This window comes from Alkalihalobacterium sp. TH-98, from assembly GCF_057473385.1.
This window is the reverse complement of sequence record NZ_JBYCKM010000009.1, coordinates 304024-317906: the sequence shown is the minus strand read 5'-3', so window position 1 is coordinate 317906 and position 13883 is coordinate 304024. Positions and strand designations below refer to the sequence as shown.

The 13883-nt window shown below is 37.4% G+C and carries 14 protein-coding genes; 12 read left to right on the top strand and 2 right to left on the bottom strand.

All coding sequences use genetic code 11. The features are described from left to right. Positions 1–331: 331 nt before the first annotated feature. A complete protein-coding gene (gene spo0A / locus AC2VNP_RS04810; protein ID WP_486916257.1) occupies positions 332–1129 on the top strand; it encodes a sporulation transcription factor Spo0A in 798 nt (265 codons plus the stop codon). Positions 1130–1176: 47 nt separating this feature from the next. On the opposite strand, the gene AC2VNP_RS04805 is transcribed toward spo0A, so the two are convergent. After that, entirely contained in the window at positions 1177–1353 is a 177-nt protein-coding gene (locus AC2VNP_RS04805) for a hypothetical protein (RefSeq protein WP_486916256.1), read from the bottom strand. Positions 1354–1476: 123 nt separating this feature from the next. Between AC2VNP_RS04805 and steA the strand changes: the two genes are divergently transcribed. The 4 genes from steA to AC2VNP_RS04785 are packed head-to-tail and all read left to right on the top strand — an operon-like array spanning position 1477 to position 4529. Further along, positions 1477–2607 carry a putative cytokinetic ring protein SteA gene (gene steA / locus AC2VNP_RS04800; RefSeq protein ID WP_486916255.1) on the top strand — a complete coding sequence of 377 codons (1131 nt, stop codon included), beginning with the start codon at positions 1477–1479 and terminating at the stop codon, positions 2605–2607. 9 nt (positions 2608–2616) lie between these two features. Further along, entirely contained in the window at positions 2617–3084 is a 468-nt protein-coding gene (locus AC2VNP_RS04795; RefSeq protein ID WP_486916254.1) for a hypothetical protein, read from the top strand. Next, positions 3068–3730, top strand: a complete 663-nt coding sequence (locus AC2VNP_RS04790; RefSeq protein ID WP_486916253.1) for a glycosyltransferase family 2 protein — start codon at positions 3068–3070, stop codon at positions 3728–3730. Before AC2VNP_RS04795 ends, AC2VNP_RS04790 begins: the two co-directional genes overlap by 17 nt. A 1-nt stretch (position 3731) precedes the next feature. Then, positions 3732–4529, top strand: coding sequence for a hypothetical protein (locus AC2VNP_RS04785; protein ID WP_486916252.1), 798 nt, complete (start codon positions 3732–3734; stop codon positions 4527–4529). A 107-nt stretch (positions 4530–4636) separates the two neighbouring features. Here AC2VNP_RS04785 and AC2VNP_RS04780 read toward each other — a convergent pair whose 3' ends face one another. Beyond that, positions 4637–4885: a DUF2627 domain-containing protein gene (locus AC2VNP_RS04780; protein WP_486916251.1), complete on the bottom strand. Its 249-nt coding sequence runs from the start codon at positions 4883–4885 to the stop codon at positions 4637–4639. Positions 4886–5084: 199 nt separating this feature from the next. Between AC2VNP_RS04780 and AC2VNP_RS04775 the strand changes: the two genes are divergently transcribed. From AC2VNP_RS04775 to AC2VNP_RS04745, 7 genes are all read left to right on the top strand, one after another. After that, positions 5085–7151 (top strand): sigma-54 interaction domain-containing protein, encoded by a 2067-nt coding sequence (locus tag AC2VNP_RS04775; RefSeq protein WP_486916250.1) that lies wholly within the window; start codon positions 5085–5087, stop codon positions 7149–7151. Positions 7152–7285: 134 nt separating this feature from the next. Further along, positions 7286–8209, top strand: a complete 924-nt coding sequence (gene yqiS, locus AC2VNP_RS04770) for a phosphate butyryltransferase (RefSeq protein WP_486916249.1) — start codon at positions 7286–7288, stop codon at positions 8207–8209. Positions 8210–8221: 12 nt separating this feature from the next. Beyond that, positions 8222–9316: a branched-chain amino acid dehydrogenase gene (bcd, locus tag AC2VNP_RS04765; protein ID WP_486916248.1), complete on the top strand. Its 1095-nt coding sequence runs from the start codon at positions 8222–8224 to the stop codon at positions 9314–9316. 14 nt (positions 9317–9330) lie between these two features. After that, positions 9331–10449 carry a butyrate kinase gene (gene buk / locus AC2VNP_RS04760; protein ID WP_486916247.1) on the top strand — a complete coding sequence of 373 codons (1119 nt, stop codon included), beginning with the start codon at positions 9331–9333 and terminating at the stop codon, positions 10447–10449. After that, complete coding sequence (gene lpdA, locus AC2VNP_RS04755) at positions 10450–11871, top strand: dihydrolipoyl dehydrogenase (RefSeq protein ID WP_486916246.1); 1422 nt, start codon at positions 10450–10452, stop codon at positions 11869–11871. 17 nt (positions 11872–11888) lie between these two features. Next, the gene (locus AC2VNP_RS04750) at positions 11889–12881 is read left to right on the top strand and encodes a thiamine pyrophosphate-dependent dehydrogenase E1 component subunit alpha (RefSeq protein ID WP_486916245.1); all 993 of its coding nucleotides are present in this window, start codon (positions 11889–11891) and stop codon (positions 12879–12881) included. Positions 12882–12894: 13 nt separating this feature from the next. Beyond that, positions 12895–13878, top strand: a complete 984-nt coding sequence (locus AC2VNP_RS04745) for an alpha-ketoacid dehydrogenase subunit beta (protein WP_275116840.1) — start codon at positions 12895–12897, stop codon at positions 13876–13878. The last annotated feature ends 5 nt before the right edge of the window (positions 13879–13883 follow it).

Below are 13883 nucleotides of genomic sequence, written 5' to 3'. Positions count from 1 at the left end.
TTTTTTCTTTTTGTATCTTTAACAAAAACCGTCTATATCTTACAATTTATTTATGATACGATTAATAATAAAGCAATGTAGACATATAATTGAATTGTATTGCAAAAATAAAAACAGATAAAGATTATTCGACAAATATGGAAGATGTTGCTATTTCGTTATCGAAAAATATCGAATTTTATATTATAACGCATTTGTTTTATAAAAAACAATATTTTTTTTAAGAAATTTAGAAATTTTAAAGGAGTTTCCATAACGATGTCGAAATTGTTGTTTGGAATATAAACTTTGACATTTATTTTACTACTATAGAAGTTGAGGAGGACGTCGTGTGCAAAAGGTGAAGGTATGTATAGCTGATGATAACCGAGAATTGGTTGGTTTATTAAATGAGTATATTTCTGCTCAAGATGATATGGAAGTTGTGGGGTTTGCTTACAATGGTCAGGAGTGTTTGAAGATTGTTGAAGAGAAACAACCTGATGTACTTATTCTTGATATTATTATGCCTCATTTAGACGGTTTAGCGGTATTAGAGAAGATGAACCAGATGGGACTTAAGAAAAAGACTAACATCATTATGTTAACTGCTTTTGGTCAAGAAGATGTGACAAAGAAAGCTGTAGATTTAGGGGCTTCTTACTATATTTTAAAACCGTTTGATATGGATACACTTATTTCAAACATTCGTGAAATTAGCGGCCAAAAGCAAACATTTATTCAAAAAACCATTTCATATCAACAACAACCGCAATTAAAGTCTGCAACAAAAGAATTTAATTTAGATGCGAGCATAACAAATATTATCCATGAGATTGGAGTACCGGCTCATATTAAAGGGTATATGTATTTGAGAGAAGCGATTACGATGGTATATAACGATATTGAACTATTAGGCTCAATTACAAAGGTTTTATATCCAGACATTGCAAAGAAATTTAATACGACAGCAAGTCGCGTAGAACGAGCAATTCGTCATGCGATTGAAGTCGCTTGGAGCCGTGGGAACATCGATTCTATTTCGTCCTTATTTGGTTATACTGTAAGTCATTCCAAAGCTAAACCGACGAATAGTGAATTTATCGCAATGGTTGCTGATAAATTAAGAATTGAACATAAGGTAAGCTGAAAGGACCGAGAATAGATAAAAAGAGGCTGACTGTAGAGTTAGCCTCTTTATTTTTGTTCGTGTCTATAGTTTTTGAATAAACGGACAATAGCATCAGTACCGACCATAGGGGTGATGTGTTCGATTTCGTCTGTTTCCGAATTATACGTAATCAAAAAGCGTTCCTCGCAATACTCCGCTTGATAAACTTCCCTGTCATTATGTTCATGTAAAAATTGAAACATCTTTTCACCTCCAACATTCATTTTATTTTTTCCTTGTACTTTCTCCCTTATACAGTTTATCTATATGGTTGAAATATGCCGTATTGGAACATACTATCAAAAAAGACACGAGGGGTATTTTGTATGAATTTTTTCCTGCGTGGAGTATGTTATGAAGGACAAATTACAAAAGACTTAGTGAAGACTATTCCGTCAAATAGTATCGTTATACTGCACCATGAAGATATTGACAGTACTGCTGCAGATGCGTTAATTGATAAAAAAGTTAAGGCAGTTATAAATGTAAAGCGTTCAATGACAGGCAAGTACGACCATAATGGTGTATTAGAATTGTTAGAAGCCCAAATACCTGTGTATGACATTGTTGAAATAGTCGATCATAATATCTCCTTAAATTTAACAAAAGCAAAAATAATAAGTAATGAACTTTTTTTATATGAAGAAAACAAGTGGTTTAAAGTCGCAAGACTATACCGATATACAATTAACCGGGTAAAAGGTCTAAAAAAAGTCGCCTTTTTTCATTCGACAGATACCTTTAAAGATTTTGTAAGTAATTCACTTACCTATGCTGACAAAGAGCTGGGGGATTTCTTAAGTGAGTATCAACAGCTTCAACCATTTGACGAACTAGATGGTAAAGAAGTAGTCATTGTTGTTAGAGGGGCAAAATATAAACAAGATTTTCTAGCGGTATTACCAAAAATAAAGCGAAAGAAATTGCCAATTGTCGCAGTGGACGGGGCTGCAGATGGGTTAGTTGAACTAGGTGTGCTTCCAGATTATATTATTGGAGACATGGACTCTGTTAGTGAGCGGTTATTACAATCAGGTGCCAAGCTTATTGCCCATTGTTATCTTAATGGAAATTCACCAGGCTATGATCGAGTCTGTAAATTAGGTTTACCGTGTGAAAAGCTGCCATTTGTAGGGACGAGTGAAGATGTTGCTGTGATTTTCTCTTACTGGGCAAACGCGAAAGTCATTTATTTGGTTGGCGGTCACAATTCAATGAACGATTTTTTAGAAAAAGGAAGAAATGGGATGGGCGCAACCCTTTTGACTCGAATGCAAGCTGGCCATCGTATTGTCGATTTAAAGGGGATCCATCGTTTGCGGTCAAACAGCGAGAAGTATTCACTACCGATGTACCCAATTGCGGGTAGTATCATGGCATTACTAATTATGAGCTCTACTTCAAAAATTCAATTGCTTTTCATGATTTTATGGAATTGGATAAAAGTGGGAGGGTGAAGGTAACAAATGAAGTCACGGTCTAATTTCATTTTATTGTTTATTTTTTTATTCGGTGTTTTTGTCGGTGTTATTTTAGATAAAGATTGGTTGAACGAGCAACAACTATTATATTTTAATCAACTGCAAACTGAGAATAGTTTGTTAAAGGCTGAAAGAGACGGATGGTTAACTTTTGTTGCTGAAGAAATAGGGTCTACACCACTTTATATCGTCTCAGAAGAGGAAACTTATAGCAGTTTAGCCTTTTTGCTCGAAGCGATTGGTGCTGAAGTCAAGCTGATTGAAAAAGGAGTAGAACCGATACTTGAAGAGGATGGCATACTAATTTCATTAGGAAATGAATTTTATAATGATTTTGAAGGACCACATGTGGCATTAGAAGCCATCCCTATTCATGAGATAGATGTGCAGAATTTTTACTTGACGTTACTACGACTAAAAGGAGAAATTTATACACATGACTATTCAGGCTAGCGTTGTAATTCCTGCATTTAATGAGCAGGAGAGAATAGAACATACACTTAAGACATTAAAAGAACAATCATGGGTTCAAGAGATTATTACAGTAAATGATGGAAGTAGTGATTCGACTGGTGACATCTGCGATAAATTTAGTGATGTTACGGTTCATTTTAAGACGAATCGTGGAAAAGGACAAGCTTTAAAAGCCGGTTGGGAAAAAGCAAATGGCCTGTATATTGTTAGTTTGGATGCCGATATCGGTTCATCTGCAAGTGAAGGTGAAAAATTATTAACTCCATTAACATATCCGTTTATTGATGTAGTAATTGGTACTCTACCGCCATCTAAGAAAAGAGGTTTTGGGCTTGTTAAACGAAAAGCTCAAAATGTGATTTATAAAAAAACGGGTAAGTGGATCACTGCACCGTTATCAGGTCAACGTGCTTTTCATCGTAAGTGGTTACCCGCATTATTAAGTAAAAATTACAACGGGTTTGGAATTGAATTGGCTATGACGATTGATTTGATTATGGCAGGAGCTCAAATAGTCGAAGTGGATACTAATATAACCCATAGACATACAGGAAAAAACTTGCGTGGTTTTTTTCATCGTGGAAAGCAGTGGTTAGATATCGAAGCCGCATTGAGAGGTGGTTAAAGTGATTATTTTATCGTTTACATTACCTTTAGTAGCTATTGCTAGTATGCTTTTCTTTACGCGTATGAAGTGGACATCAACAAACTTTTTAAAACGGTCTATTCCTTATAGCATTGGTTTTTTTGTACTATATAGCTACATGACTTTTGCGATTTTCTCACCTTGGGACATTCATGTATTTAGTGGAGTAAGTATGATTTACTTATTTGGGTTATGGTTGATTGGGTTAGTCGATGATGTTATGGGTGATAAGAGAACAAAAGGTTTAAAAGGACATCTTCGAAAATTAATTCAAGAGGGAACTTTTAGTACGGCTTTACTGAAACTAACAGGCACAATGATGTTAGCTTATATATGGATTAGTTTAATGGAACCTGCAACAGTAGAGCAATGGATTCGTTACTCGGTCATTTTAATATTAACACCGCATGTCATGAATTTATTTGATACGAGACCACTTCGAGTGTGGAAAATATCACTTCTTCATGCTGCCATATTTTTACCGTATGTGGTAGTAGATGTTCCGTTTGCCTATTACTTATTTTTGTTATCATTCTTTTTTCTTTTTTATGTTTTAGATGGACATGCCGTTGCCATGTTAGGTGACAATGGAGCAACGTTAATAGGTGGGATTTTAGCCATCGTCACTGTATTATATGCTCCAGTGTTACAGCAGTATATTGTCATTATCTTTTTAATTTTATTAACCGTAATTGCTGAGCGAATTTCTTTTTCAAAGTGGATTGAAAAGCACCCATTAATGAAGAGAGTCGATAAATGGGGATTATCAATAAAATAGATGAGGTTGGATTTAAGTAGATTGAATTCCTAATGAAAAACGATATATAGCTGAACAACGAAAACCGTTCACTATATATCGTTATATAAGGAGGGGATATGCTTAATTCAGCTTCTTTTTGGTTTCTTTTGGAAACGAGGTGCGATTTTGTTGTTTTTACGATCACGATGAAAGATAAAACCGCCAATAAAAGCAATCCCTAGTATACAGAGAATTAGACCTGCAATAAATTGGAACCATAGGGAGAAAAATGGAGTATGGAGAATTTGGAATATGGTATCCCGCATCAGTTTTATTCCATAACCTGCGATAATAGCTGGTATTACTAAAATCATTAATGCAATAAATCGTTGCATAGAAAAATATCCTTTCATTATTACTTTTTGAGGTGATTCTAAATTTATATGGATTATAAAAGTGCTGTACTTTTATAAAAAGACAGTACAATTATTATTTTAATTGATTATACCATGTTGTCCAAGTAATCAGTTGCAAGTTTTCTAAGTTTCAGTAATAGTTGTTTATGAGGTAAGTTCCTTTGAAGGGGGAAGACGCATGAAGACAGTTGTTATTATTGGTGCCGGGAGAGGCGGTACGGCTTTATTGAAGCTCCTGATGGAAACAAAGAAAATGGAAGTAATCGGCGTTTCTGATATTGATCCTAATGCACCAGGTATGCATCTTGCAAGAGAAAATAAAATTCAAACTCTTCTAAACTGGAAAGACTTAATAAGTCCAAAAATAGACATTGTAATTGAAGCTACAGGCTCTAAAGGTCTAATAGAAGAAATTAAGGAAGTTTGTCATAAAGATACGACAGTCATTTCAGGAACCATTGCAAACTTTATTTTTCAATTAATTGATGAAAAAGAATCGTTAATCGCCTATATGAAAGAGCACGGAACGGTTCAAGAAACGATCCTCAATTCAACCCATGACGGAATGATCGCAATTAATATGGACAGTGAAGTGACACTATTTAATGATGCTGCGGGAAAGATGGCCGATATTGATGCGAAGTCAGCGATTGGACAAAAAATTGAAATGGTTATGCCGACTAGCCAATTACCGCGAATTCTGCAAACGCAAAAGGAAGAAACCAATCAAGAGCAGTTGTTAGATAATGGCCGTAAAATCTTAACCACACGTGTACCTTTAATTTGTGGAACTGAAATGATTGGTGCGTTAGCTGTTTTTAGAGATATTACAGAAATTGTTCAAATGGCTGAAGAAGTTACGAGTTTAAAAAGTATACAAACGATGTTAGAGGCGATTATTCACTCTTCAGATGACGCCATATCAGTTGTAGATGAACAAGGTTTAGGAATTATGATAAACCCTGCTTATACGAGATTAACAGGATTGTTGCCTGAAGATGTAATTGGCAAACCCGCAACAGCTGATATTTATGAGGGTGAAAGCATGCATATGCATGTCCTTAAAACGAGGAAGGCAGTAAGAGGCGTCCAAATGAGGGTAGGTCCAAAACGAAAAGATGTTTTAGTTAATGTAGCGCCGGTTATTGTGGATGGGATTTTAAAGGGGAGTGTTGGAGTTATTCACGACACTTCTGAAATTAAAACATTAACAGATCAATTACAGCGCGCAAGGCAAATTATTCGAACATTAGAAGCCAAATACACGTTTGATGATATTATTGGTGATTCGGACGAAATGAAAGTAGCTATAGAGCAAGCGAAGTTGGGGGCTACGACGCCAGCGACGATTTTATTGCGTGGAGAGTCAGGGACCGGTAAGGAGTTATTCGCGCACGCCATACATAATGAAAGTGAACGAAAATATAATAAGTTTATTCGTGTAAACTGCGCTGCCATTTCCGAAACATTGTTAGAAAGTGAATTGTTCGGTTATGAAGAAGGTGCATTTTCCGGTGCAAAGCGTGGTGGGAAACGTGGTCTTTTTGAAGAAGCAAATAAAGGCAGTATTTTTCTAGATGAAATTGGTGAGTTGTCAGGGAATATGCAAGCTAAACTCTTAAGAGTATTACAGGAAAAAGAAATAGTAAGAGTTGGCGGGACAAAACCAATTCAAATTGATGTACGAGTAATTGCTGCAACAAATGTTAATTTAGAAAAAGGTATGAATGACAATACTTTTAGAGAGGATTTATATTATAGATTAAATAAAATGCCCATTTTCATACCACCACTTCGTGAACGTAAAGAAGATCTTCCAAAGCTTTGTATCCATTTAATACATAAACTAAATCAAGATTATGGAAGAGCTATTTATAACATCTCTGAGGAAGCGCATGAACTAATCAAGAAGTATGATTGGCCGGGTAACGTAAGAGAACTTGAAAACGTACTTGGACGAGCTATGATCTATATGACATTAAATGAACATGTTATTGAAACAAAACACTTTCAGCACTTACCTACGATTGAAAAAGGTACAGTTGAGTCAAAAACAACCTCTCATGTGTTAGGGACTAGTACTTTATCAGAGCAGGTAGAACACCTTGAGAGGGAAATCATCATTAATACACTAGAGAATTGTGAGTGGAACAAAACAGCTGCTGCCAAAACACTTGGGTTATCTGTGAGGAATTTATATTATAAGATGGACAAATATAACATTGAAAAAAATTTCATGCAATAATTTTCATACCATGAAAATTATTGCGCACTTTCATTTTTGAAAAACTGTAAAATAAAGCGCTTTCACAGGAAATACTTTTGGCACGGTTCTTGCAATGGTAAATTTGAGAAAGAGAGAAAGAAGGGAAAGAGGTTATGTTATTACGAAACATGCTTTCAAGGGTTGCAGATTTCCCTAAAAAAATAGTTGCTGTCGCTGCTGCAGACGATGAACGGATGATGATCGTTGTAGAAGAGGCTGTGCGTTTAAATCTTGCATCTTTCTTGTTGTTTGGAAATGAAGAAAAAATCCGTCAATTAGTAGAACAAAGAAAAATTAATTGGCAACATGTTAGTATCGTTTCCACAGACAGCGTAGAAAAATCTGCTCAAGAAGCAGTAAAGGCTGTTCACAATGGCGATGCCGATATATTAATGAAAGGAATGGTCCCTACATCAATTCTCATGAAGGCAGTCTTAAATAAAGATTACGGATTAAGAGTAGGTAAGTTATTTTCACATGTGGCGGCGTTCGATATTCCAAATTACGATAAGTTGTTGTTTATAACGGATTCTGCCATTAATATAGCACCTGACCTAAATCAGAAGGTCCAAATTATTGAGAATTCAGTGGAAGTTGCACGGAAGGTAGGGGTTCATTTACCTAAAGTAGCTCCGATTGCTGCTGTCGAAGTGGTAAATCCTGAAATGACAGCTACAGTAGATGCCGCGCTATTATCCCAAATGAACCGAAGAGGTCAAATTAAAAATTGTATAGTTGATGGGCCGCTTGGTTTAGACAACGCCATCTCTAAAGATGCAGCACAGTACAAAGGAATAAAGGGAGACGTGGCAGGTGAGGCTGATATTTTATTAGTCCCTACTCTAGAGATAGGAAATATCTTATATAAATCCTTAGTTTATTTTGCGAAAGCAAATGTCGGCGGTTTTATTACTGGAGCAAAGGCACCGATTGTATTAACGTCGAGATCAGATTCAACAATAAACAAATTGTATTCAATAGCTTTTGCCTTAAATGCAATTAGCACTAAAAAAGCTTTAGAACATCAAGCACACTAGGAGGAAACAAAAATGGAACTTTTCAAGTATATGGAGCTATATAATTATGAACAGGTAGTTGTTTGTCAAGATAAAGAGTCAGGTTTAAAAGCGATTATTGCTATTCACGACACTACGTTAGGTCCGGCATTAGGTGGTACGAGAATGTGGATGTACGAAAGTGAAGAGGCTGCTTTTGAAGATGCATTACGTTTAGCACGTGGTATGACATATAAAAATGCTGCAGCAGGTTTAAATCTAGGTGGCGGTAAAACTGTAATTATCGGAGATCCTCGTAAAGATAAAAATGAAGAAATGTTCCGTGCGTTTGGACGTTTTATTCAAGGGTTAAACGGTCGTTACATTACAGCAGAAGATGTGGGAACAACTGTAGCAGATATGGATCTTATTCATGAGGAAACTGATTATGTAACTGGTATTTCACCTGCGTTTGGTTCTTCAGGAAACCCATCACCTGTAACAGCATATGGTGTATATGTTGGGATGAAGGCTGCAGCAAAAGCTGGTTTTGGATCAGACTCTTTAGAAGGTAAAACGGTAGCGGTTCAAGGTGTTGGAAACGTTGCATACAATCTTTGCCGTCACCTTCATGAAGAAGGAGCAAAATTAATTGTTACTGATATTAATAAAGAAGCAGTTCAACGTGTTGTAGATGAGTTTGGTGCAAAAGCTGTTGACATTAACGATATCTATGAGGTAGATTGTGATATCTTTGCACCGTGTGCGCTTGGGGCAATTATTAATGATCAAACTATTCCAAAATTAAAAGCTAAAGTAATTGCTGGTGCTGCAAACAATCAATTAAAAGAAACAAGACATGGTGATCTCATTCATGAGATGGGAATCGTTTATGCACCTGACTATGTCATCAATGCTGGTGGTGTTATTAACGTAGCTGATGAGTTATATGGATATAACAGAGAGCGCGCTATGAAAAAAGTTGAAGGTATTTATGAAAACATTGAAAAAGTAATTGAAATTTCAAAGCGTGATGAAATTCCAACATATCTAGCAGCGGACCGCATGGCAGAAGAGCGTATTAGAAGAATGAGAAATTCAAGAAAGCAATTTTTACAAAACGGACAGCACATTTTAAGTCGTAGATAAGTTGGTGAATGAGGATGGAGAGTCGACAAAGAGTCTTAGTTATTAATCCTGGATCGACTTCAACGAAAATTGCAATATATGAAGGTTATACACCGCTTTTTTTGACGAAAATTGAACATAGCTTAACTCAAATTCAATCGTTATCAACAGTTGAAGAGCAATACGATTTTCGTAAGAATATAGTCTTGAAAACATTAGATGAAGAAGGTATTAACCTTTCAAAACTAGATGCAGTCGTTGGTCGAGGGGGATTAGTTAGACCGATCCCAAGTGGTACCTATGCTATAAATGAACTCTTACTCGAAGATTTGAAAAACGGATATGCTGGTTGGCATGCATCGAACTATGGCGGAATTATCGCCTACGAAATAGCGAACCAGTTAAACATCCCATCGTTCATCGTGGACCCGGTTGTTGTGGATGAAATGGAAGACATAGCTAGAGTGTCAGGTCTAAAAGGTGTAGAACGAAAAAGTATTTTTCATGCTTTAAACCAAAAAGCAACAGCGCGAATCGCAGCCAAAGCGCTTGGGAAAAAGTATGAAGACTTAAAACTTATAATCGTCCACATGGGTGGAGGTATTACCGTAGGTGTTCATAAGGAGGGGCGTGTCATTGATGTTAATGACGGGCTTTATGGCGAAGGCCCCTTCTCACCTGAAAGGGCAGGGACACTGCCTACAGGAGCAGTCATTGATCTTTGTTTTTCAGAAGGTATGACAAAAGAAAAGGCATTAAAATTAATGGCAGGTTCGGGTGGTTTAGTTAGCTATTTAGGAACTCAGGACGGCCATGTCATTGAGCAATCGATAGAAAATGGTAATGAAGAAGCGTTACTTTACTATGAATCTATGGCATATCAAATTGCAAAAGAAGTGGGCGCAGCTAGTACTGTTCTATCAGGTCAAGTAGATGGAATTGTTCTAACCGGCGGTTTGGCATACAGTGAACGCTTGATATCATCTCTGACAGCAAAGTTAGAGTGGATTAGTGATATCCTCGTATACCCAGGTGAAGATGAGATGTTAGCGCTTGCAACTGGTGCGATACGTATCATTAATGGAGATGAAACAGCTAAGCATTATCCTAGTGGAATGATGCTTAGTGAATTAGAAATATCAGGAGGTAAGTAAATGGCTCAAGAATACGATTTGGTCATCCTTGGTGCAGGTACAGGCGGTTATGTTGCTGCCATTCGTGCGGCTCAATTAGGACTGAAAACAGCAGTAGTGGAAAAAGAAAAGCTTGGTGGAACATGTCTACATAAAGGGTGTATTCCTTCAAAAGCTCTATTAAGAAGTGCAGAAGTGTTTGCAACAACGAAGCGTGCAAGTGATTTTGGGGTAGAAACGAGTGACGTTTCACTAAACTTCTTTAAAGTTCAGGAACGGAAACAAGCTATCATAGATCAGCTCCATAATGGCGTTCAACATCTAATGAAAAAAGGAAAAATAGATATTTATGAAGGAACGGGGCGTATTTTAGGACCATCGATCTTTTCACCAACTCCAGGGACGATTTCTGTAGAAATGAATAATGGTGAAGAAAATGAAATGTTAATTCCGAAAAACGTTATCGTTGCAACGGGTTCAAGACCACGAATGTTGCCTGGTATGCAAGCAGATGGAACACATGTCCTGACATCGGATGAGGCACTGCAACTTGAAGAACTTCCTTCTTCAATCATCATCGTTGGTGGGGGAGTTATCGGAATTGAATGGGCTTCAATGTTAGCAGACTTTGGAGTAGCAGTAACGGTTATCGAATACAGTGACCGTATTTTACCTACAGAAGATCACGAAATTTCAAAAGAAGCACAACGTCTGATGAAGAAAAAGGGCATTAAGATTGTAACTGGTGCGAAGGTGCTTCCAGAAACTCTTGAAAAATCTGCTGGGGTTACGATTAAAGCTGAACATAAAGGTGAAGAAAAAACATTTGCTGCAGATAAGCTTCTTGTTTCGGTTGGGCGAGCAGCAAACGTAGAAGGAATTGGACTTGAAAATACAGACATCCAAGTAGAAAAAGGGATGGTCTTAACGAATGAGTTTTATCAAACAAAAGAGTCTCACATCTATGCAATTGGGGATGTTATCGGTGGATTACAATTAGCGCATGTTGCATCACATGAAGGTATTGTAGCAGTTGAACATATTGCTGGACAAAACCCTGATCCGATTAACTATGACACTGTTTCGAAGTGTATTTATAGTCACCCTGAAGTCGCTTCTGTTGGATTAACTGAAGCAGAAGCAAAAGAAAAGGGGCACAATGTTAAAACAGGAAAGTTTTTATTTAAGGCGATTGGTAAAGCTTTAGTATTCGGAGAAAGCGATGGATTTGTTAAATTTGTTGTTGATGAAAAAACAGATGATTTACTAGGCGTTCATATGATTGGACCTCATGTTACAGATATGATTTCAGAAGCAGCGATTGCAAAAGTACTAGACGCATCCAATTGGGAAGTTTCTCATACGATCCATCCACATCCGACATTATCAGAGATTATCGGAGAAGCTGCGCTGGCAGTTGAAGGAAAAGCGATTCATTCATAATTAGGAGGGATATATCCATGACAGAAAACCGTCATCAAGCATTAGGATTATCTGATGATAAAGTGTTAGAAATGTATGAAACGATGTTACTTGCGAGAAGAATTGATGAGCGTATGTGGCTATTAAATCGTTCTGGTAAGATACCGTTTGTTATTTCTTGCCAAGGGCAAGAAGCAGCACAAGTAGGCGCAGCATTTGCTTTAGACCGAGATAAAGATTATATCTTACCATATTATCGTGACATGGGTGTTGTATTAACATTTGGTATGACAGCGAAAGATCTTATGTTGTCAGGTTTTGCTAAAGCAGAAGACCCGAACTCAGGTGGACGTCAAATGCCTGGGCACTTTGGTCAAAAGAAGAACAGAATCGTTACTGGTTCATCTCCTGTAACAACTCAGGTTCCTCATGCTGTAGGTATTGCCCTTGCTGGTCAAATGGAAGGTAAAGACTTTGTAACGTTTACGACTTTTGGTGAAGGTTCTTCTAACCAAGGAGATTTCCATGAAGGAGCTAACTTTGCAGGTGTTCATAAGCTTCCGGTTATTTTTATGTGCGAGAATAATAAGTACGCGATTTCTGTTCCTATCGAAAAACAATTGGCGTGTGAAAAAGTATCAGACCGTGCGATTGGTTACGGGATGCCAGGAGTAACGATAGATGGAAATGATCCGCTTGCCGTATATGAAGCAGTAAAAGAAGCGGCAGACCGTGGAAGAAGAGGAGAAGGGCCATCTCTTATTGAAACGGTTTCATATCGTTTAACACCTCACTCAAGTGATGACGATGATCGTACTTATCGTTCACAAGAGGAAGTTGAAGAAGCGAAGAAAAAAGATGCGATCTTTACATTTGCTGAGTACTTAAGAGGAGTAGGACTTCTTACTGAGGAAAAGGAAAAAGAATTAAACGACCGTCTTATGGCAATCGTCAATGAGGCGACAGAATATGCAGAAGAAGCACCATACGCACAGCCAGAAGAAGCAATGAAATTCGTTTACGGAGAATAGGGGGGAGAGAATTATGGCAGTTATTTCATATATTGATGCAGTTACGTTAGCGTTAAAAGAAGAAATGGAACGCGATTCAAAAGTTTTTGTACTAGGAGAAGACGTTGGGGCACGCGGCGGTGTATTCCGTGCTACTAAAGGCTTATATGATCAATTTGGAGAGCAACGAGTCATCGATACTCCTCTTGCTGAGTCAGCAATTGTTGGTGTTGGAGTCGGTGCTGCAATGTACGGGATGCGACCTGTTGCAGAAATTCAGTTTGCGGACTTTATTATGCCAGCAGTAAACCAAATTGTGAGTGAAGCTGCAAAAATTCGTTACCGTTCAAATAATGATTGGGATTGCCCGATGGTTATTCGTGCTCCTTACGGTGGTGGAGTTCATGGAGCGCTATATCACTCACAATCAGTAGAAGCGATGTTTGCTTCTGTTCCAGGGTTAAAAATTGTAATGCCTTCTACTCCTTACGATGTAAAAGGTTTATTAAAGGCTGCTATTCGTGATAATGATCCAGTTTTATTCTTTGAGCATAAGCGTGCGTATCGTTTAATTAAAGGTGAAGTTCCTGAAGAAGATTACACGCTGCCAATCGGAAAAGCTGATGTAAAACGTGAAGGTGATGACATTACGGTTATTACGTATGGTTTATCTGTTCATTTTGCACTTCAGGCAGCAGAAAAGTTAGCGAAAGATGGTATTTCTGCACACATTCTTGATCTAAGAACAGTGTATCCGCTTGATAAAGAAGCAATTGTTGAGGCAGCAAAGAAAACAGGAAAAGTTCTACTAGTAACGGAAGACAATAAGGAAGGCAGCATCATGAGTGAGGTTTCTGCAATTATAGCAGAAGAATGCTTATTTGATTTAGATGCACCAATTCAACGTTTAGCAGGTCCTGATGTACCTCCTATGCCTTATGCGCCAACAATGGAAAAGTATTTTATGATAAATCCAGATAAAGTCGAAAAAGCAATGAGAGACTTAGCAGAGTTTTAATAGAA